The 21,357-nt window shown below is 36.6% G+C and carries 23 protein-coding genes; 22 read left to right on the top strand and 1 reads right to left on the bottom strand.

Going from position 1 to position 21,357, the window contains the following annotated elements:
- Positions 1-26: 26 nt before the first annotated feature.
- The 20 genes from spoIIIAF to ACFSUL_RS10590 all read left to right on the top strand — a co-directional run bounded on the left by spoIIIAF (position 27) and on the right by ACFSUL_RS10590 (position 19,732).
- Entirely contained in the window at positions 27-656 is a 630-nt protein-coding gene (spoIIIAF, locus tag ACFSUL_RS10495; protein ID WP_377935145.1) for a stage III sporulation protein AF, read from the top strand.
- A complete protein-coding gene (gene spoIIIAG / locus ACFSUL_RS10500) occupies positions 646-1,308 on the top strand; it encodes a stage III sporulation protein AG (RefSeq protein WP_377935147.1) in 663 nt (220 codons plus the stop codon). Before spoIIIAF ends, spoIIIAG begins: the two co-directional genes overlap by 11 nt.
- Positions 1,309-1,322: 14 nt before the next feature.
- Positions 1,323-1,880: a SpoIIIAH-like family protein gene (locus ACFSUL_RS10505; protein WP_377935149.1), complete on the top strand. Its 558-nt coding sequence runs from the start codon at positions 1,323-1,325 to the stop codon at positions 1,878-1,880.
- Positions 1,881-2,478: 598 nt separating this feature from the next.
- Positions 2,479-2,997, top strand: coding sequence for an acetyl-CoA carboxylase biotin carboxyl carrier protein (accB, locus tag ACFSUL_RS10510; RefSeq protein ID WP_377935151.1), 519 nt, complete (start codon positions 2,479-2,481; stop codon positions 2,995-2,997).
- Between the two features lie 14 nt (positions 2,998-3,011).
- Positions 3,012-4,364: an acetyl-CoA carboxylase biotin carboxylase subunit gene (gene accC, locus ACFSUL_RS10515; RefSeq protein ID WP_377935154.1), complete on the top strand. Its 1,353-nt coding sequence runs from the start codon at positions 3,012-3,014 to the stop codon at positions 4,362-4,364.
- 24 nt (positions 4,365-4,388) lie between these two features.
- Positions 4,389-4,796, top strand: coding sequence for an Asp23/Gls24 family envelope stress response protein (locus ACFSUL_RS10520; protein ID WP_071411365.1), 408 nt, complete (start codon positions 4,389-4,391; stop codon positions 4,794-4,796).
- A gap of 281 nt (positions 4,797-5,077) precedes the next feature.
- Positions 5,078-5,470, top strand: coding sequence for a transcription antitermination factor NusB (gene nusB / locus ACFSUL_RS10525; RefSeq protein ID WP_071411367.1), 393 nt, complete (start codon positions 5,078-5,080; stop codon positions 5,468-5,470).
- Positions 5,471-5,725: 255 nt separating this feature from the next.
- Positions 5,726-7,090 carry an exodeoxyribonuclease VII large subunit gene (gene xseA, locus ACFSUL_RS10530; protein ID WP_071413851.1) on the top strand — a complete coding sequence of 455 codons (1,365 nt, stop codon included), beginning with the start codon at positions 5,726-5,728 and terminating at the stop codon, positions 7,088-7,090.
- The gene (gene xseB / locus ACFSUL_RS10535; protein WP_071411368.1) at positions 7,074-7,313 is read left to right on the top strand and encodes an exodeoxyribonuclease VII small subunit; all 240 of its coding nucleotides are present in this window, start codon (positions 7,074-7,076) and stop codon (positions 7,311-7,313) included. Before xseA ends, xseB begins: the two co-directional genes overlap by 17 nt.
- Positions 7,310-8,206, top strand: coding sequence for a polyprenyl synthetase family protein (locus ACFSUL_RS10540; protein ID WP_377935158.1), 897 nt, complete (start codon positions 7,310-7,312; stop codon positions 8,204-8,206). Before xseB ends, ACFSUL_RS10540 begins: the two co-directional genes overlap by 4 nt.
- Before the next feature lie 706 nt (positions 8,207-8,912).
- Positions 8,913-9,536 carry a hypothetical protein gene (locus ACFSUL_RS10545; RefSeq protein WP_377935160.1) on the top strand — a complete coding sequence of 208 codons (624 nt, stop codon included), beginning with the start codon at positions 8,913-8,915 and terminating at the stop codon, positions 9,534-9,536.
- Positions 9,537-9,557: 21 nt separating this feature from the next.
- Positions 9,558-11,450: a 1-deoxy-D-xylulose-5-phosphate synthase gene (gene dxs / locus ACFSUL_RS10550; RefSeq protein ID WP_377935162.1), complete on the top strand. Its 1,893-nt coding sequence runs from the start codon at positions 9,558-9,560 to the stop codon at positions 11,448-11,450.
- 6 nt (positions 11,451-11,456) lie between these two features.
- Positions 11,457-12,287, top strand: a complete 831-nt coding sequence (locus ACFSUL_RS10555) for a TlyA family RNA methyltransferase (RefSeq protein WP_377935164.1) — start codon at positions 11,457-11,459, stop codon at positions 12,285-12,287.
- A gap of 393 nt (positions 12,288-12,680) precedes the next feature.
- On the top strand, positions 12,681-13,130 hold the full coding sequence (gene ahrC / locus ACFSUL_RS10560) for a transcriptional regulator AhrC/ArgR (RefSeq protein WP_071413852.1): 450 nt from the start codon (positions 12,681-12,683) through the stop codon (positions 13,128-13,130).
- Positions 13,131-13,156: 26 nt separating this feature from the next.
- Positions 13,157-14,863: a DNA repair protein RecN gene (recN, locus tag ACFSUL_RS10565; protein ID WP_377935166.1), complete on the top strand. Its 1,707-nt coding sequence runs from the start codon at positions 13,157-13,159 to the stop codon at positions 14,861-14,863.
- Between the two features lie 122 nt (positions 14,864-14,985).
- On the top strand, positions 14,986-16,275 hold the full coding sequence (gene spoIVB, locus ACFSUL_RS10570; RefSeq protein WP_377935168.1) for a SpoIVB peptidase: 1,290 nt from the start codon (positions 14,986-14,988) through the stop codon (positions 16,273-16,275).
- A 250-nt stretch (positions 16,276-16,525) separates the two neighbouring features.
- Positions 16,526-17,305, top strand: a complete 780-nt coding sequence (gene spo0A / locus ACFSUL_RS10575; RefSeq protein ID WP_377935170.1) for a sporulation transcription factor Spo0A — start codon at positions 16,526-16,528, stop codon at positions 17,303-17,305.
- A 196-nt stretch (positions 17,306-17,501) separates the two neighbouring features.
- Positions 17,502-18,476: a tyrosine-type recombinase/integrase gene (locus ACFSUL_RS10580; RefSeq protein ID WP_377935172.1), complete on the top strand. Its 975-nt coding sequence runs from the start codon at positions 17,502-17,504 to the stop codon at positions 18,474-18,476.
- Between the two features lie 13 nt (positions 18,477-18,489).
- Complete coding sequence (locus ACFSUL_RS10585) at positions 18,490-18,627, top strand: hypothetical protein (RefSeq protein WP_377935174.1); 138 nt, start codon at positions 18,490-18,492, stop codon at positions 18,625-18,627.
- A 715-nt stretch (positions 18,628-19,342) separates the two neighbouring features.
- The gene (locus tag ACFSUL_RS10590) at positions 19,343-19,732 is read left to right on the top strand and encodes a hypothetical protein (RefSeq protein ID WP_377935176.1); all 390 of its coding nucleotides are present in this window, start codon (positions 19,343-19,345) and stop codon (positions 19,730-19,732) included.
- Positions 19,733-19,787: 55 nt separating this feature from the next.
- Here the strand turns inward: ACFSUL_RS10590 and ACFSUL_RS10595 are convergent, their stop codons facing one another.
- Positions 19,788-20,021: a helix-turn-helix domain-containing protein gene (locus ACFSUL_RS10595; protein ID WP_377935178.1), complete on the bottom strand. Its 234-nt coding sequence runs from the start codon at positions 20,019-20,021 to the stop codon at positions 19,788-19,790.
- Between the two features lie 243 nt (positions 20,022-20,264).
- Between ACFSUL_RS10595 and ACFSUL_RS10600 the strand changes: the two genes are divergently transcribed.
- Positions 20,265-20,639, top strand: coding sequence for a hypothetical protein (locus ACFSUL_RS10600; protein WP_377935180.1), 375 nt, complete (start codon positions 20,265-20,267; stop codon positions 20,637-20,639).
- Positions 20,640-20,841: 202 nt separating this feature from the next.
- Positions 20,842-21,258, top strand: a complete 417-nt coding sequence (locus ACFSUL_RS10605) for a hypothetical protein (RefSeq protein WP_377935182.1) — start codon at positions 20,842-20,844, stop codon at positions 21,256-21,258.
- The last annotated feature ends 99 nt before the right edge of the window (positions 21,259-21,357 follow it).

Raw genomic sequence — 21,357 nt, forward strand, 5'->3', positions numbered from 1 at the left:
TTATTAGCAGGATAAGGAGGAGAAAAGTGGCATTTTTAACGGAATGGATTACTAATATTATTGTGTTTGTTCTGCTAGCGACCGTCATTGATATGCTCCTTCCTAGTTCTAGCATGAAGAAATATACAAAAATTGTAACGGGACTGCTCCTTATTACTATCATCCTCACTCCGTTATTAAAACTATTGTCTAGTGATTTTGATGATGTAGTGAATGAAATGACTTTATCAAGTGATTCTACGAATAATTCGGTAGAAAATTTAATAGAAATAAAGAAAAAAGAAATACAAGCCTCACAACGTGCATATATTTTAGAACAGATGGGTGTCCAAATGAAACAAGAGGTAGAAAAGGAGATGATGGAGAAACACGGAAAACAAGTGGTGACAGTTAGTTTAGAAGCAGAAGACGAAAACTTAGAAAATTTACCGGAAAGTATTTCAAAAGTAACAGTAGTGCTAGCAGAACCGCAAGAAGAAGGAGCCGTTGAGACGGTGAAAAGAGTTGACATCAATACAAGAGATGGAGCAAAGAAAGACAAACCGGACCATGAAACATCCCAACTAGCCTCCGCGCTCGCTGAAATATGGAATCTACCAAAAGACCAAATAGTCGTTATTGTTCAAGGAGGGATGGGAGAGGGAAATGAGCTCTAAAAAAAATCCTTTTCAAGCGTTAAAGCAATGGATTTCAAAAGATAATGAACATCCGCCGCAAAAAGAGAAAAAAGGGGGGAAATATCAATATCTTTTTATCATTCTTCTTGTCGGAATCGCTTTTATGCTGATCAGTGACCTTTGGAAAAGTGATGAAGGAGCAACGACAGAGGTATCCAATTCGGATAGCTCGCTGAACGAGGAAGAGGTTCCTGCATTTGGGACAAGAGAAAAGAAACAAAACAAGTCCATGAAAGATTACGAGGGTTACTATGAAAATCAACTAAAAGAAGCACTCGAACAGATTGTTGGTGTAGATGAAGTCAGTGTTGTTGTAAATGTGGATTCCAGTGAGGAAAAAATTTATGAAAAAAATGAATCTTCCCAAAAGCAGCACACGAGTGAAACAGATCAAGAGGGTGGAAAAAGGTCCATTGAAGAAAGCTCCAAAGAAGAACAGATAGTTATTATTCAAGATGGGGAAAAGGAAGTCCCTATTATTTCTGAAACAAAAAAGCCTAAAGTCAGCGGTGTCCTTGTTGTTGCTGGAGGTGCCGATAATATACAAATTAAAAAATGGATTATTGAAGCTGTAACAAGGGTGTTAGATGTTCCGAGTCATCGTGTTGCAGTAATGCCTAAAAAACAATAAGGGGGAAACGATACATGTTACTAAAAAAACAAACGGTATGGTTATTGACAATGCTAAGTCTTGTAATTGTTCTTTCTGTTTACTACATTACTTCACCAACTCAACAGGTTAATGACATGGCGTCACAAGAAGAAGGGAAGAAACAAACGGAAAATCAACAAGAAGATAATAAACAAACAAGTGCAAACGGTGAAATGGAAGTTGTTACAGAAGCGGCTGGAGACGAAGCGTTTGATGCAATGCGAATTGAAATGCAAAATCAACGTGATGCACTTCATGAAGAGTTGACAGCAAAAGTCGGAAATGCTGATTTGTCTGCTGATGAAAAAAGTGCAGCATATGAGCAGATGGAAGTATTGAGAGAACTTGCTACAACGGAATCTGTACTTGAAACAATGATTAAAACAATGGGTTATGAAGATGCTCTAGTCAGAGCCGATGGAGATAAAGTAAATATAACAGTAAAAGCTGACGAACATTCAGCTACAGCTGCAAACGAGATTATTCGTTTAGTGACAAGTGAAATTGGACAATTAAAACCAGTAGCAGTACAATTTCAGGCATCAAACTAAATCGCTTTTTAAAGAAGAGCAATTCCATCTGATTGGGGTTGCTCTTTCTGTTCGTTAGGAATGGTGAAATATTCATATATGGATAACTGTTCTACCGGAATAATTTAGCGTCTACCTTTATGAGATGTTTTTGTAATATAGCTAAGGGAAAAAAGATAACCCTCCTCTATTTTTGCGAAAAAGGCTACTCCCCCTAAGCGAAATGCTTCACTTTTGTTCTGGCAACTAACAATATTGCGTTTAGGTATTTTACTTTTTTTCAAAAAAGTCTAAAATATACTTAAGGGAGTTATAATTGTTTTACTTTGACTCACAAGAAGCGAGTAGTATTGTTCTATTGCATAAATGCTTCTATATCTAGAGTAATCGGATTGTGTTAAGTCACTTTCAGTAATTGTACAAGTGATATTCCAATCAAACAGATAGGAGAATCACCACGATGAAGCAAGTTTTACTTTATCGTTATTCTCTGTGTAGAGAAACTGTGAGTAGTTTACTCTCCGGTTGGCAGGAAACTGTTATTGAATTTTGACAAGGTCTTATCGTATGATATTAGTAGTTAGTGCTAAATTTATCTTTTCTAAGGGGAGTGTCGTTCGTGTTAAAAATTCAAGAGATTCGTGAAATAATAAAATTAGTAGATCAATCTACAATTGATGAATTTTCATTTGAGCATGAGGGCTCAAAAGTAGAACTAAAGAAATTTAAACAACCTTCTACAGAATCGGCTGTAGCTGTTCAAACAATTGAACCGTTAAAGCAGGCTGCACCAGCACCACAGGCAATACAGCAAGCACCAGCACAGGCACCGGTGCAGGAACCTACACCAGCAGAAGCACCAGCACCAGCAGCTTCCGAAACACAAGAAGATGCAAATTTACATAAAGTTACATCACCTATGGTGGGAACATTCTATCAATCTCCTTCACCAGAAGCAGGACCATACGTGAAAGTTGGTTCGAAAATTGAGGAAGATTCAGTAATTTGTATTGTTGAAGCAATGAAACTGTTTAATGAGATTGAAGCTGAGGTAAAAGGGGAAATAGTTGAAATTCTAGTAAAAGACGGTCAGTTAGTTGAATATGGACAACCGTTATTCTTGGTAAAGCCTGAATAAGGAGCGATTATTTTATGATAAAGAAGCTTTTAATAGCCAACAGAGGAGAAATAGCAGTTCGTATTATTCGTGCTTGCCGTGAGTTAGGTGTAGAAAGTGTTGCTGTTTATTCTGAAGCTGATAAAGAGGCGTTGCATGTACAACTAGCGGATGAAGCATATTGCATAGGTCCAACAGCCTCAAAAGACAGTTATTTGAATTTCACTAATATAATTAGTGTTGCAAAGCTGACAGACTGTGATGCAATCCATCCTGGTTACGGTTTTTTAGCGGAAAATGCAGATTTTGCGGAGCTTTGCCGAGAATGTAATATTACGTTTGTCGGTCCTACACCAGAAGCAATTTCCAAGATGGGAACAAAAGATGTTGCACGTGAGACAATGAGGGAAGCCGGGGTTCCCATTGTTCCAGGATCCCAAGGAATTATAAAGGATGCAGAAGAAGCAGTCGCACTAGCGGAAAAAATTGAATATCCTGTAATCATCAAGGCAACTGCTGGCGGTGGCGGTAAAGGTATTCGAGTAGCTAAAACGGAAGAAGAATTGATCAAAGGAGTAAACATTACCCAACAGGAAGCGATGACGGCGTTTGGAAATCCAGGTGTTTATATAGAAAAATTCATTGAAGACTTCAGACACGTGGAGATTCAAGTTATGGCTGATACGTTTGGTAATACTATTCATCTTGGGGAGAGGGATTGCACAATTCAACGAAGACTTCAGAAACTTATCGAGGAAACACCTTCCCCTGCTTTAACAGAAGAGATTCGGGAAAAAATGGGGGAAGCTGCAGTAAAAGCTGCAAAAGCTGTTGCCTATACAGGGGCTGGAACGGTAGAATTTATTTATGACTATATAAATCAAAAGTTTTATTTTATGGAAATGAATACACGTATTCAAGTAGAACATCCTGTAACGGAACAAGTAACTGGTGTGGATTTGGTCAAAGAGCAAATTCGGGTTGCTTCAGGATTAGAGCTTTCCTTAACTCAAGAGGAAGTCACATTCACAGGCTGGTCAATGGAATGTCGTATTAATGCGGAGAACCCAGAAAAGAATTTCATGCCTTCAGCTGGAAGAATTGAAATGTATCTTCCTCCTGGTGGCCTTGGAATTCGTGTAGATTCTGCTGCGTATCCTGGTTATATGATACCGCCGTATTATGACTCTATGATTGCCAAAGTAATAACATATGGTGCAACGAGGGAAGAAGTTATTTCTAGAATGAAACGTGCCCTAAGTGAATTTGTTATTGAAGGGGTACATACTACGATTCCCTTCCATTTAAGATTATTAGAACACGAAACTTTTGTAGGCGGAGAGTTTAATACAAAATTTTTAGAGAAATATGAAGTAATGAAATCCTAGTTTGAATTTTAGGAGGTGCCTTAATTGGCAGAAAATCAAAATCTTTTACAGATGTCCCATGGAAATGATGGCCTTGGTAAAATTGAAATAGCACCTGAGGTAATAGAAGTTATAGCGGGAATTGCTGCTTCTGAGGTGGAAGGCGTATCACAAATGCGTGGAAACTTTGCAACTGGTGTAGTAGAGCGACTAGGAAAGAAAAATCACGGCAAAGGCGTTAAGGTAGAATTAGCAGAAGAAGGCATTATTATTGATATCTATTGCGTCATGCAATTTGGTATTTCGATTCCAAATGTTGCACAAAAAATTCAAGACAATATTCGTCAAGCACTTCTAGATATGACAGCACTTGAAGCAGATGAAGTAAATGTTCATATTGTTGGTGTCCAATTTGAAAATATGAAAGTGGAACCAGAAATTGATGATGAGTAAGTAATGACTATTATGAATTCTTCCTTTGAAGGGCAGACTTGTTGACAGGTCTGCCTTTTTTGGTGTGTCTAGTTGCAGGCGTTAACCCCATAGGGTTGGTTGTTAAGCTGCTTTTACTTTTTGTTTCAGTTAAAGAAAAGTCACTTATTTTAAAGTTTCAAGGAATAACGTGCGAAATAGTAGCTATTTATGCTATTATCAAAGATATGAAAAATTTTGTGATAAAAGCGGGTAGAATCACTATGATACTGCTTTAAGACTAATGGAGGAATTATTAGGCTATGAAAAGAAGAACAGCTCGTGAAAAAGCATTACAAGCCCTGTTTCAAATAGATATGACGGAATTAGAACCAAAAGAAGCACTTGAAAATATTTTGGAAGAAAATGAAAACATGGATGACTACTTGGAAATGCTCGTATTAGGGGTTGCGCAGCACCAAGAGAGAGTTGATACAGCTATTCGAGAGAATCTTGAAAAGTGGTCATTTGAACGATTAGCAAAAGTGGACCGCAACATTTTGCGATTAGCAACGTATGAACTACTATTTGTAGACAGTGTTCCAGATAAAGTTGTAATAAACGAGGCGATTGAGGTAGCTAAACGGTTTGGCGACGATCAGTCAGGTAAGTTTATTAATAGTGTATTGTCTAAAGTTAGTCATTCTCCAAACTGATTGGAGCGAGTGAGATGTCACTTTCATCAGAGGCTTACTACTTGTTGAATTTTGACTAATAGCAGTTACTGAAGGGACAAAGTCCAAAAAAAGAAAAGAATTCTTTTTGGGATTTGGTCCCTTACCTATTTTTGGGAGAATATTTTACGTTTTGCCCCGCACTAACGGGCGGTAAAACTTCCGCTGATTGAAGTTTCCCTTTATCTATTATCTTCTCGCACTCAATTCAAATTTTAAGGAGCCAATGTAATGGAAATTGAACAAAATCGTTATTTAACAGTTCAGGCCCTAACAAAGTACATAAAACGAAAATTTGATCGAGATCCCCATTTATCAAGTATTTATTTGAAAGGGGAAATCTCAAATTTTAAGCAGCATTCAAGCGGCCACATGTATTTCACGATTAAAGATGATCGAGCTCGTATACTTGCTGTTATGTTTTCTTCTGCTAATCATGTATTGAAATTTAAACCGGAAAATGGAATGCAAGTGCTTGTAAGAGGAGATGTTTCTGTCTATGAGGCAGGCGGTCAATATCAAATATATGTGAAAGAAATGCAGCCTGATGGGATTGGAGAATTATACTTAGCATATGAACAATTGAAAGAGAAATTAGAGAAATTAGGCTATTTTCAACGCGAGAGAAAAAGGCCATTGCCTCGCTATCCAAAAAGAATAGCCGTTGTAACGTCTCCTACAGGTGCAGCAATCAGGGACATTATTACAACCATTAAAAGAAGATACCCTCTTGCTGAAATTCTTATTTTCTCGGCGCTTGTACAGGGAGAAAATGCTGCAAAGTCTATTGCAAATTCGATAAGACAAGCTAATCAATATGATAATATTGATGTTATGATTATTGGAAGGGGCGGTGGATCTATTGAAGAATTGTGGGCCTTTAATGAAGAGATAGTAGCACAAGCAATATATTCATCAGCAGTTCCAGTAATTTCGGCTGTTGGTCACGAAACTGACTTTACAATTGCAGACTTTGTAGCAGATTTGCGGGCACCAACCCCGACAGCAGCAGGAGAATTAGCAGTTCCTCATATAGAAGACTTAGTAGAAAGAATTATGAACAGTAAGCTTCATTTAATAAAGAGCTTTAAAGCAAAGTTGAACACAGAAAAAACAAGGCTTAATAGTATTATGAGATCCTATGCTTTGAAAAATCCTCGTACCTTATATGAGCAAAAAATGGAGCATATCGATCGCCTTACTGAACGGTTGCAAAGAAGTGCAGACTACAAACTAGAGCGGACTAACTATGAATTAGAACATGTCCATTCTCGTCTTCTGCGTTTACATCCATCTAGTATTATCGTACAGCAAAATGATCGTGTTAAAAACTTGAAAATGCAGATTGAGAAACAATATAAAAATCTATTAAGAGAAAAACAGCAAACCTTTAGTGGGATGGTTTCTACTTTGGAGGCTTTAAGTCCACTGAAAATAATGGATAGGGGATATAGTCTTGCATATGAACAATCGGGGGAATTGATTAAATCTACAAAACAAATCAATATCGGAGACGATATGATTGTTCATTTATCGGATGGGAAAGTATATTGTCAAGTTGAAACAATTGAGGAGAGTGGGAAAAATGACAAAGGAAAATAAGGAACAGGAAATTTCTTTTGAAAAGGCAATGGAACAGCTTGAAGAAATAGTTGAAAAGTTGGAAGAAGGAGAAGTTCCTCTGGAAAAAGCAATAAAATATTACCAAAAAGGGATGGAACTCACCAAATATTGTCATGATACACTACAAAAGGCGGAAAAGCAGCTTACCAAAATAATTACTGATGAGGGAGAGCAACCCTTTGATGTTGGGGAGGCAAAATGAAAGTGAAAAACCTCCAAAAGCTCGATACATTCAGAGAACAACATAGCAAACTCGTTGAGTCGGAAATGACTAATGCTATTCAAAAAATAAAATCTCCAGCGATGTTGAAAGAGGCAATGATATACTCCGTACAGGCTGGAGGAAAAAGAATTAGACCAATATTATTGCTAGCTACGATTGAGGCTTTTGGGAAGGATCCTAAAGCTGGTGTGAGTTCGGCATGTGCTGTAGAGATGATACATACATATTCGTTAATTCATGATGATTTGCCGGCAATGGACGATGATGATTTAAGAAGGGGAAGGCCGACAAATCATAAAGTTTACGGTGAAGCAATGGCAATTCTTGCTGGAGATGCTCTTTTAACCTATAGCTTTCAACTCATTTCTCAAGATCCGAAGCTCGAAGCGGATAAAAAAATTAAATTAATTCAATTACTTAGTACATCATCTGGTCCAGAAGGTATGGTAGGTGGTCAAGTAGCTGATATGAAAGGTGAGAATAGTACCCTGTCATTAGAGGAACTGGAATATATACACCTTCATAAGACAGGCGAACTATTGTCTTTCAGTGTAATTGCAGGTGCTATTATCGTGGGTGCTTCACAACATGATATCAGAAAGCTAAAAGATTTTGCTTATCATATTGGCCTTTGCTTTCAAATTCAAGATGATATCCTTGATTTAGAGGGAAATGAACAATTACTAGGAAAACCAGTCGGTAGTGACGTTTCAAGACATAAAAGCACATACCCTAGTTTGTTAACTATTGAAGGTGCAAAGAAAAAGCTTGCTTACCATTACGACAATGCCCTTACCGTATTACATGAGGTTGACTGTAACCCCGCTTTACTCGAGCAAATTGCCGAATTAATTGTAAAAAGAGATCACTAAGCTCTCATTATTTGAGAAATTATACACGTATGTGGTATAATAAATTTACAACTCATATGGATGGTGCAGTATTCTAGTCAACCCTCCGGTCCTGAAGGTGGGCCTAAAAATCCACTAAAGGGCACATCGATGAAGTTCCTTGTTTTGGCTTGAGGCGCCCAGCCTTGGGTCATAGCTGGGAGTAAGGTATAAGGGCGATCCACAATGGCATGTGGGCGATGACCCTTTAACCGCGGAGGCTCTGTTTCTCTAGTGCTCGCTTAATGCGTGTACAAAAAGAGCAGAGTATAGACCTGCGATTGTGATTATATCACTAGCAGCGTAGCCTGCCTTGAGTGAGGTGTGAGGGGATTATGGTTACAAAGTACACATCAGTTGGCCATTGATATGTGCTTTTTCGCCCATATGAAATCCACCTTGCAAAAGAGGCTAAGGATCTGGGAAAGGGTTGTTGAGGAAATCTCCTAGACTGTTCTATTGGACATATAGAGAGGATTATAGTGCGGACTAAGTGGTAATCCAGTCTAGCTACTGGTGACATAGCTAAGTCAAGTTTAAAGGGAAACCGCCGGTATGGCAACATCCGGTACTTGGCTGGGAAAACCTACTGGACCTAAGCTGCAATTTTAACTCTTTATATGACCATCCAACTACATATAAATATAACGACACTTTAACACAAAAGAAACGGTGTGTATAAATAATAATGAAAGAAACAATGAAAAACTCAATAAAATGGAGTCTCAGCATTGCCGTTATCACGTTTGTGTTAGCGGCTATTTTTTCAGTGTCTTCAAATATGGTGTTAAATGGTTTAGGATGGTATGCAGGTTTATTAGTAGTACTTGCTATCGTATTAATCGGGATATTTTTTGACATGCTTGGAATAGCTGCGACTGCTGCAGATGAAACACCATTTCACGCAATGGCTGCCAAGAAGGTGTACGGGGCGCGCTATTCCATAAAAATAGTAAGAAATGCAGACCGATTTGCAAGCTTTTGTAATGATGTTATCGGTGATATTTCTGGAATAATTAGTGGGACTGCCTCGGCAATTGTTTTAGTTCAACTCACCCTAACTTTCAAACTTGAAGGTGGCTCTATATTAGAATACAGTGTAAGCATAATATTAACGAGTATTATTGCAGCACTTACAGTAGGTGGAAAAGCATTAGGAAAGACATTTGCTATTCATTTTTCACGTGATATTATCTTTCAAGTCGGCAAAGTGCTTCAATTTTTTGAGGATAAATTTCACATCGTTATAATTAAAGATAAAAAAGATAAGAAAAAAAAGATGGATAAAAAGACAAGAACAAATAATATTTAGCAATGAAAGTGAGTGGACCCTATGGATCTATTATCAATTAATGAGCCCTCGTTTCTTAAAACGATGTCCAATAAGCAATTGGAAGAGCTTAGTCAGGAGATTCGTCAATTTTTAATAAATACGCTCTCCGAAACGGGTGGTCATATTGGTCCTAATCTAGGTGTAGTAGAGCTTACAGTCGCTCTTCATAAATGTTTTGATAGTCCTAAAGATAAAATACTATGGGATGTAGGGCATCAATCTTATGTCCATAAAATCTTAACAGGTAGAGCGGGACAATTTGATAGTTTAAGACAATATCAAGGGCTGTGCGGATTCCCAAAAAGAAATGAGAGTGAACATGATTGCTGGGAAACAGGGCATAGTTCTACTTCACTTTCTGCTGCAATGGGGATGGCAATTGCCCGGGATGTTAAAAAGGAAGATTCGTTTGTTGTTCCTGTAATTGGTGACGGTGCTCTGACAGGTGGAATGGCTTTAGAAGCTTTAAATCATATTGGAGCAGAACAAAAGGATATGATTGTCGTCTTAAATGACAATGAAATGTCTATTGCTCCGAATGTAGGAGCACTACATAATGTTCTTGGTAGGTTAAGAACAGATGGAAAGTATAATTGGGTAAAAGATGAACTCGAATATATATTAAAACGAATTCCTGCAGTGGGGGGACGTTTGGCTAGTACAGCAGAGAGGGTTAAAGACAGTCTGAAATATTTATTTGTTTCTGGTATGTTCTTCGAAGAGCTTGGGTTTACGTATCTTGGCCCTATTGATGGTCATGATTTTGATGATCTCTTTGAAAACCTGCAGTATGCGAAAAAAACAAAGGGACCCGTTTTACTGCACGTGATTACCAAAAAAGGTAAAGGGTTTCAACCAGCAGAATCTGATAAAAAAGGAACATGGCACGGAACAGGACCATATAAAATTGATACAGGGGATTTGATTAAACCTGTGGATGCCCCACCTTCATGGAGTGGGCTTGTTAGTGGCACGGTTCAAAAAATAGCAAGAGAAGATGAGCGGATTGTCGCTATCACCCCTGCTATGCCAGTAGGTTCCAAATTATTAGGATTCGCAGAGGAATTTCCAGACCGGATGTTTGATGTAGGGATTGCCGAGCAACACGCGACAACGGTTGCAGCAGGATTGGCAACACAAAATATGAAACCATTCCTTGCAATTTACTCTACATTTCTACAACGAGCGTATGATCAAGTCGTTCATGATATTTGTAGACAAAATTTAAATGTCTTTATTGGGATTGACCGAGCTGGACTTGTAGGTGCTGACGGAGAAACCCATCAGGGAGTATTTGATATTGCTTTTTTACGACATTTACCAAACATGGTTATTATGATGCCTAAAGATGAAAATGAAGGACAACACCTTGTAAATACAGCACTACTGTATAATGATGGTCCTATTGCTTTAAGGTATCCAAGAGGCAATGGTTATGGTGTAACAATGGACAGTGAATTAAAGCAAATTCCAATCGGAAGCTGGGAAGTTCTTAAACAAGGAACAGATGCTGCCATTTTAACATTCGGTACAACAATACCGATGGCAATGGAAGCGGCAGAAGGGCTAGAAAAAAAGGGTGTTTCCGTAAAAGTCGTTAATGCTCGTTTCATTAAACCATTGGATGAAGAGATGATGCATAATATTTTTAAAGCAGATATTCCTGTATTGACAATAGAAGAGGCGGTTCTTCAAGGTGGATTTGGCAGTGCTGTTTTAGAATTTGCACAGGAAAAAGGGTATCAGCATAGCAGAATTGATCGCATGGGTATACCTGATAAATTTATTGAACATGGAAGTGTGACGGAGCTCCTAAAGGAAATCGGTATGACAAAAGAAAATGTTATGGACAGAATTCTTACTATTACACCAAAAAAACAAAAAAGGGCTTAATGTATAATGAAAGTAAAAAAACAACGGATAGATGTACTTCTTGTTGAAAGAGGTCTTATTGAAACTAGAGAAAAGGCAAAACGAGCAATAATGGCAGGACTGGTCTTCTCGAATGAAGTGAGATTAGATAAACCCGGCGATAAAGTGAGTGTAGATATTCCTTTAACCGTTAAAGGTAATGTTCTTCCTTATGTAAGCCGCGGAGGATTAAAATTGGAAAAGGCATTAAAAGTATTTGATATACATGTTGACGGTAAGGTAATGATTGATATTGGCTCGTCTACTGGTGGTTTTACGGATTGTGCACTTCAAAACGGAGCCAAAATGTCTTATGCACTAGATGTGGGATATAATCAACTAGCGTGGAAACTTCGTCAAGATGACCGGGTTATCGTAATGGAGCGAACCAATTTTCGCTATGTAAAGCCTGCTGACCTTTCAGGAGAGATGCCAAGCTTTGCATCAATAGATGTATCATTTATTTCTTTATCGCTAATATTGCCAGTATTAAAGACGTTGTTAGTACCTGATAGCGATGTGATAGCGCTAATTAAGCCTCAATTTGAAGCTGGTAGAGAACAGGTTGGAAAAAAAGGAATTGTTCGCGATAAGGGTGTGCATGAACAAGTAATTGACAAAATTATTTCGCTTGGTGTACAGGAAGGTTATGATGTAAAGGGCTTATCGTATTCACCGATTACTGGTGGAGAAGGAAATATAGAATTTCTTATTCATCTACATTGGGAAGGCAGTAAAGAAAAAGGAACAAACATGCTAGAGTATGAAGCAAACACTGTTGTTGCAGAAGCTCATAAGCAATTAAAAACTGACTCATAGCAAAGTATTGAAGCTATTCTTTTTGTGTAAAACATAAGAGTAGCTTTTTTGTTCTGGGGCAGAGACTGTCACATTTCAATTATTGATTTCTATGGACTAGAGTTTGAGGGTATTTCTCTAAAAGTCTGCTTAATGCCCTAGTCAAAGCCGTTTTAAAAGGTTGTATAGACAATGATAGATGTGGTAACAACCGTTTTATTATTGTACTGAAGTGAAAAATAAGCTACTATTAGCGTATAGGTATACATTCCAATTTACACTTTCATGGAGCTGGAAAAATAGTAAGATAGCTTGCTTAAGGTTTCTTTCAGGGTTATTCTTAAAACATGTGGGTAGTTTGAAAGAGAATAAATATACAGTTTTGAAACAAAAGTTAGAGGTGTTCGTTCTATGTTGAACAAAGGTCAAAGACATATTAAAATACGTGAAATAATAACAAACCGTGACATCGAGACACAAGATGAACTGGTAGAAGGACTTAAGAATGCCGGATTTAATGTTACGCAAGCTACGGTTTCTCGTGATATTAAAGAGCTTCATTTAGTTAAAGTCCCATTAATGGATGGGAGATATAAGTATAGTCTCCCAGCGGATCAACGCTTTAACCCGTTACAAAAACTAAAAAGAACATTAACAGATGCATTTGTAAAAATAGACATTGCTGGGCATATGCTTGTTATGAAGACATTGCCAGGGAATGCAAATGCAATAGGTGCATTAATTGATAACCTAGATTGGGAAGAAATATTAGGTACGCTTTGTGGTGATGATACATGTCTTATTATTTGTAGGACGGAAAATGAAACTAAAATTGTTACACAACGATTCTTAGATATGTTGTAAATGTAATTATTTGAGGTGATCTATTCTTGTTACAAGAATTATCAATAAAAAACTTCGCTATCATTGATGAATTATCACTTTCATTAGATGAGGGCTTGTCTGTATTAACTGGAGAAACAGGTGCAGGTAAGTCAATTATTATAGATGCTATTCATTTGTTAGTCGGCGGGAGAGGATCTGCTGAATTTGTTCGTTATGGTGAAAAAAAGGCGGAGATAGAAGGGTTATTTACACTTGAAAATGACAAACATCCCTGCTATGTAAAATTAAATGATTTTGGTATCGAAATAGAAGAAGGTATGGTCGTATTAAGAAGAGATATTTCTAGTTCGGGAAAAAGTGTTTGCAGGATAAATGGAAAACTTGTAACAATTGCGATAATGCGGGAAATTGGTTCTACTCTTATTGATATACATGGTCAACATGAGCATCAAGAATTGATGAATGAAAATTTACATTTAACACTGCTTGATCAATTCGGTGGTCAGAATGTAGTAAAAGCAATCAAAAGCTACCAAGAAATATTTAATGAGTATGAATCCGTTTCTAAAAAGTTGAAAAGGATAAACGAAAACGAACAAGAAATGGCCCATCGGTTAGATTTAATACAATTTCAATATAATGAAATTGAAAATGCACAATTAAAAATTGGTGAAGATGAAGAACTTCTAGAAGAAAAACGAAAGCTAACGAATTTTGAACGATTATTTGATTCATTGCAAACAGCTTACAGTAGTATCCAAGGGGAAAGAAAAGGTCTTGATTGGACAGGCCTGGCAATGAGCCATCTAGAAACCGCCGCAGATCTTGATGATAAATATCAAGCAACATTGGAATCTGTGTCTAATGCATTTTATTTATTAGAGGATGCTGTCCATCATGTGAGAAATGACCTAGATCAACTAGAATTTGAACCGGATCGTCTAGATATGATTGAAAGCCGTTTAAATGAAATAAACGGATTGAAAAGAAAGTACGGTGCAACAATAGAAGATATACTTGCATACTATTCCAAAATTGAAGAAGAAATAGAAACAATAACAAATCGAGATAGTCATATCTATGACCTTAAAACACGACTTCAGTCCCTTGAGGAAGATTTATATGTAGAAGCGCAAGGTTTAACAGAAATTAGGCAAAAGACTGGAAAAAAACTTACACAAAGTATTCATGAGCAATTAAAAGAGCTGTACATGGATAAAACTACTTTTGAAGTACGTTTTATCGAGAAGGCTAACCAAGAAAAGACTGGAAACAGATACAAAAAAGATGGTGCTGATACCGTTGAATTTTTCATTTCCACAAATCCTGGTGAACCTCTAAAGCCACTTTCTAAAGTGGCTTCAGGTGGTGAGCTTTCTAGAATCATGCTTGCACTAAAAACAATATTCTCCAAACACCAGGGGATTACTTCAATCATTTTTGACGAGGTAGATACTGGTGTTAGTGGACGAGTTGCTCAATCTATTGCGGAAAAAATTTACCAGGTCGCGGTGCATTCACAAGTGATGTGTATCTCTCACCTTCCGCAAGTAGCTGCAATGGCAGATTGTCACTTATTTATTTCAAAAACTTCTCAAAAAGGTAGAACAAGTACCTCGGTGGAACGACTCAAGGAGAAGGAGAAAATAAAAGAAATAAGCCGTATGATTTCTGGCGTGGAAATAACGGATTTAACAAAAGAACATGCAAAAGAACTATTGCAATTAGCAAGCTCAATTAAAAATACTTGAAAAGCTATCCAAATTGGGTAGCTTTTTTTCTTGATTCCCAGTTATAAATGTGCCGTTTGAAGGCAAGATTAAAATTGTAGCCAAAAGTAAGTGTGTGGATTAGAAGCGAGGAGAGTGAATGTATGAATTCAGAATGGCTGAGAAGAATTATTGGTGGAATTCTCCTTGTTTCGCTTTGTACTATTGGTTTTTACAAGCCGGTTCAACAATATGTAAATTTGCCAAAGCATGTGAAAATGATGGAAGGGGAAGAAGTGAATCTTCCAAAGGCAACTTCTGTTATGGCTATGTCTACAGCTAAGAATAGTAATGTTTCATTGAATGATAAAGAAGGACGTCTTTCCATCAAAGGAAATAATATTGGAAAAGATGAAGTGGTATTTGAATTAGCAGGATTACCTATAAAAGAGGTTGATGTTGAAGTATTAAAAGATTTTAAAGTAATACCAGGTGGTCAATCAATAGGGGTAAAATTAAATACAGTAGGTGTTCTTGTTGTCGGTCATCACCTTGTGAAAACGGATTCAGGGAAAGTTTCTCCTGGTGAAAAGGCTGGAATTCAAGTTGGAGATATGATTACAAAAATTAATGGGAAAACAGTGGAAGATATGTCAGATGTAGCGCCTTATGTACAGAAGGCAGGGGAAAAAGGGAACAGTCTTGACGTAGAATTGAAACGAGAAAAGGAAACGATAAAAACTAAGCTAACTCCTGTAAAAGAAAAAGATGAAAGTTCCTATAAATTAGGACTATATATCCGTGATTCGGCAGCAGGAATTGGCACGATGACATTTTATGATCCTAAATCAAAAAAATATGGAGCATTAGGTCATGTTATTTCCGATATGGATACAAAAAAACCAATTGTGGTAGAAGATGGACAAATTGTCCGATCAGAGGTGACATCAATTGAAAAGGGCAGTGATGGAAAACCTGGTGAAAAGCTTGCCCGTTTCTCTTCTGAAAGAGATGTGATTGGAAATATAACTAGAAATAGTCCATTTGGGATATTTGGGAAATTGAATCATTCTTTAAAAAATGAAATGATGGATAAAGAAATGCCGATTGCGTTATCGCATCAAGTAAAAGAAGGACCTGCTCAAATTTTAACTGTTGTTGATGGGGCAAAGGTAGATTTATACGATATAGAAATAGTCAGCACAATACCACAAAAATTTCCTGCAACAAAGGGTATCGTTTTGAAGGTGACAGATCCAGAGCTTTTAGATAAAACTGGAGGGATTGTTCAAGGAATGAGTGGGAGTCCAATAATTCAAAATGGAAAAGTAGTTGGTGCTGTTACTCATGTTTTTGTAAATGATTCAACATCAGGATACGGTGTTCACATTGAATGGATGCTAAACGAAGCTGGAATTAATATTTATAAACAAGACCATAAAAGAGCAGGATGATAGTCAGGATCAACCTAATGAAGAAAATAACTTCAGAGGTTGATCCTTTTTTGGAGAGTGTAAAGATTATTCGACAAAACTAAATAAAAATATCGAAGGTGGTCGAATAATCAAGTATAATTAAGAAAATAAAAGATTTTCAAGCTTTTTTAAGATTTTCTTAAAAAATTAAAGGAATTTAGGTTGCGTTGTCGAAAAAGTTATTTAGAATAAAAATATAGAACAATTAGGATTGAGGAGGAAACCTGTAGTGAAATCAATCAAAGTTTGTGTTGTTGATGATAATCGTGAATTAACTTCTCTATTAGAGGAATATATTTCTTCACAAAATGATATGGAAGTGGTTGGAATTGCACATAATGGTCAAGAATGTCTAGAGTTACTAAATGAAGTAGAACCCGACGTCCTTGTTTTGGATATTATTATGCCACATTTAGATGGCCTTGCTGTTCTAGAACGCCTTCGCGAAAAAACCTCTACACCAAATGTAATTATGCTAACAGCTTTCGGTCAAGAGGATGTAACAAAGAAAGCTGTAGATTTAGGTGCATCTTACTTTATTTTAAAACCTTTCGATATGGAGAATTTAGTGAGCAATATCCGCCAACTGAGTGGAAGATCAAATGCAATTATTAAAAAACCTTCTTCATCCAGATTGACTTCAGAAAGCAAACCGAAAAACCTAGATGCTAATATTACAAGCATTATCCATGAAATTGGTGTTCCTGCTCATATTAAAGGCTATTTATACTTACGTGAGGCCATTTCAATGGTATATAACGATATTGAACTATTGGGCTCCATTACAAAAGTTCTTTACCCGGATATTGCTAAGAAGTTTAATACAACTGCTTCCCGTGTAGAACGAGCGATTCGACATGCGATAGAAGTTGCATGGAGCAGAGGGAATATTGATTCAATTTCATCCTTATTTGGTTACACAGTCAGCATGAGTAAAGCAAAACCAACCAATTCAGAATTTATCGCGATGGTTGCGGATAAATTACGTTTAGAGCATAAAGCCTCCTGAGAGGGGAAGGACACAGACGTATCAAGGGATTGAGTAATTAGGAAATTTATTACACACTGACACAAGTGATGTATAAACTTCTTTTTTAATCACTTTTATTGCTATAAATTTCCTCACTAACATCAATTAAAATTTAACACCTTCATTTATTGGATTTGAGTTCATCGAATCTTATAAGTGGAGGTGTTTTTGCGTTTTGACGGAAATCGAACTACAAATTGACTCATTTATGCTCTATTGTGACTCGAAACATTTGTCGAAGAAAACATTATCTAGCTATGAGCAGACAATCAAACTCTTTGCTAATTTCTTACACGATGAATTCAATATACAGGATGCAGTAAAGGTTAAATCTGCTCATATCCGTCATTACATCAAATATTTACGTGAAAGAGGTAAATATTCGGTAGTTGTAAAAGAATCGAGTAAATCAATGAATAATCCACAAAATAGAAACGACTATAACAAGACAATTTCTGATACAACGGTTGCAAATTATCTTAGAAATATTAAGGTATTCTTTAACTTTCTCCATCAAGAAAGGGAAATCAAAGTAAATCCAGTTGAAAATATTTCTAATATCAAGCCACAGAGAAAAAAGAAGAGTTTACTATCCCCTGAAGATATTAAGAAAGTGCTAAATACTTTCGATATAACTAAATTTCATTCTTATCGATCATGGGTGCAGACAAGACTAATTTTAGATACAGGTATCAGAGCGACTGAATGCGTAAATTTACGACCAGAAAATATCGACTTTAAAAATAAAGCTATTCTCATTGAAAATCCTAAGAACAATCAAGAAAGATACGTCTACTTTGGATTTAAGATGTTAAATGATTTGAAAAGATGGATGCAATACAGGGATAGATATTCGGATAGTCCTTACCTGTTTCCGACAATTAGAGGGACAAAGTTAGATATTAGGAACTTTGAACGGACATTGAAAGAAGCTGGAAAGAAAGTTGGCATCGATATTCACCCACACCAGCTACGCAATAATTTCGCTAAGTATTATCTAGTTGAGGGTAATGGAGACTTTGCCACGTTAAGCAGGTTATTAGGTCACAGCTCTGTAGAGGTTACGATGAAGGCTTATCTCGACTTTACGGATCAAGAAGTAATGAAGAAGTATCAGAAACATTCACCATTAAACAATCTAGACATCTAGGAGGCTCTGTAACGTGGATAAACACCAAAAGGTACTAGAAGACATAATTAACTATTGCAGCCGAATTATCGCATTAGAAGACCGTCCAGATGACGGTATGATTGAGGTTGCCGAAAAGGTATTGAAGATAATCAATAAATCAAGCGAATAAAAGGAAATTTGAACAAAAAAAAGACAAGTTGTTCCAGCAACCTGTCTCAAAGCAAAGTTCTATTTTGGTAAACTAAATAGGGATAGTCCCTGCTTTCATTCTATAAAAAAATTTAAAGGAATGCAAGTTGTATTTAGTATTGTCTTTTTCAGGTACTATCCAGTCGAGGTTGCCGATAAATCGACTATAAATATCCATCGTCAGGTATTGATCCAGCCGATGCAAATAAATGGGGATAGTGTACAATAAGCGTTTTCCTATTTACGCTTGTGCATGAATGGTGAAAGCCACCAATTTAAACGCTGATCGTTAGGAAGGGTAGTGCGTAGATATACGCAGTAGGACAATTCACAAGTACCAATTCGGGAAACTGCTAGGGCTATCTGTTGCAGTAGAATTGTTTAAGGAGAAAATTCTTATCGACAAATAGGATTCATACTAAAACGGAAACCTCAGTCCGATAGACCATGAAGTCGCCTATCTATATTTGATTGTATTATTTTTTATACCTTCAAATATAGGTAGTCAACTTTTCGCCTAGCCGTTGTCCTCGACACTCATCCCATGAAGCCAAAACCATAAAAACCTTGTCAAGCAAAAACACTCAAATAGTTGAAAAAATATTAATAAGGATTCATAGTTAGGGTGTTGGAGGACATAGCCTCGGAGCGAGCAGCGGTTAATCTTGTAATAATGCCATAAGGGAGGAATAATGATGGAGAAACAGTATATCGAATTTATCTTACAGAATGAGGATCACGTGCAACAAATTGAGAGGTTAAGTAAATTATGGGAAGAACATCTCGACTGTGTATTTGAGGGGATTGAAACAACTACTGATGGCGTATTTGTTCCAGACAGTGAGTTCCATAAGCCAGTATACATTGAGGAGGAGATTAAGAGGTTAGTAGAAGATAATTACTACTTTGACCATGAATGTGATCCTTACTATGTTATTGAGGATGGTTACAATCAAATGTTAGGTATGGGACATCCTAGTCTTTTTATAGATAGTGTCCAACATGAGAAAAAAAGAAGACATACAAGGAAGAGACATCCTAAGAAATCATGGGAGAAGTTGAAAGCACTAGGATTAGAGGAGTGAGGCAATGAGTAATCATTGTCTTTTTTTGTATTAATCAATAAAAAGAAGGCAACGACTACTCGCCACCTTCCTTAACTTCAACATGGAATAATTCTTCAATCGTGATCCCTAATGCTCGACTAATAGCTATCAAATGTTCATCTTTGTGTTGAGCGTTTTTATCAAATCGTGAGATAGCTGATTGAGGGATTTTAGCCATTTCAGCTAGTTTTGTTTGTCTTATGTCTCTTTCTTTTAATATTTCGCCTAATCGTGGCTTAACCTTATACAATACATGTTCATTTGTCATGAGAAGCACCTCCAATAACTATTATGCAATAAGCAATAAACAAATTCAAATAAATTTTTAATTTATAATTGACTATTCACTATTGCATAATGTAAAATGAAGTCAAGGTTAAGTTATGGAGGTGAAACACATGTTAATTTTTACACTAGGTATTATTTCGATTGGAGTCGCTTTTCTTGGTGGAATTGCAATCGGTCTTAGTCGATCTGGGCAATTGGATTAATCTAAAAGGAGGCAATCTAAATGGATAATAAATTAGAACTAAACGAAATCACAGATAAGAATCAAGCACTCATCGAAGTAAAAAAATACTTCAAAGGCAACAAGCGATTTATCAACTATTGCGAAATCATTCTTGCTTCCACTTTCATAGGTGATGAGCCTATCTCAATATCGTTGAAAAAAGACGGAGACAACTGGAATTGGGAGAAGATATTAGGATTCACTCTTAGTTATAAAGAGGGTTTCAAGATGATCCATTATCGCAGAGGAAATAAAAAATATTCAAAGGATTCTGTCGCACCACACCTTGAAGGTAACACGACTTCTGATATCCACGAATTTTCAATCACAAATTATGTGGATGGGAAAAGTGAGAGCTATACAATTCAAGCCTAAAATAGTGTAATAAAACAATCCAATTTTTCAAATTTCAAGAATTGGCACGTTTCAAATTAAAAAGTTTTAGAAATACATCAAAATAACTATTATTCTACAATAATCGACAATAAAAGCTATAAAATGACGTTGTATTTATAGGTAAATGGTTGTAAATTAAAAGCACAGCTAGTGCTTACATAAAAGGGGAGAGATAATAATAATGACAACACTAATCACAGCAAACAATCCAGCAATCGTAGCACTAGGAGATATTAAGTATAGCTTGAAGCCAATCTCATGCAACATCACTGAAGTTGTTAACGAACCATTAAGCAGGGAAAGGAAACAACTTATCCATACCAAGTCTAGAGATGCTATGTTAGTGGATATTGTAGATTACGAGGATGATATTCAAGCAGACGTTGAGAATGATTTATTCTTCTACACGGAAACTGTTCTAATGGAAGTTGAAGCAGATAATGAGGATCAGGCATTTACAGCAGCAGAAATGAAGATTAATGAGTTGAACTTCAATGAGAGATATTTAATGTTAGAAGATTTCAATAAGAATTGCTATCTTTTCGCCATCATTGAAGTGGGAATCAATTGGAAAGAAGCAGAGGAGTTAAGCATATAAACTAAAAAAGGAATATTATTCAGAAGCTGGCTACCAACCTTGTGCTTTTGAATAATATTCCTTAGATTTATTTTATCATAAAAAAGTTGTAAATTTCCC

The sequence above is a fragment of the Bacillus seohaeanensis genome, assembly GCF_042684945.1.
In the GTDB taxonomy this organism is placed as follows: Bacteria; Bacillota; Bacilli; order Bacillales; family Bacillaceae_B; genus Rossellomorea; species Rossellomorea seohaeanensis.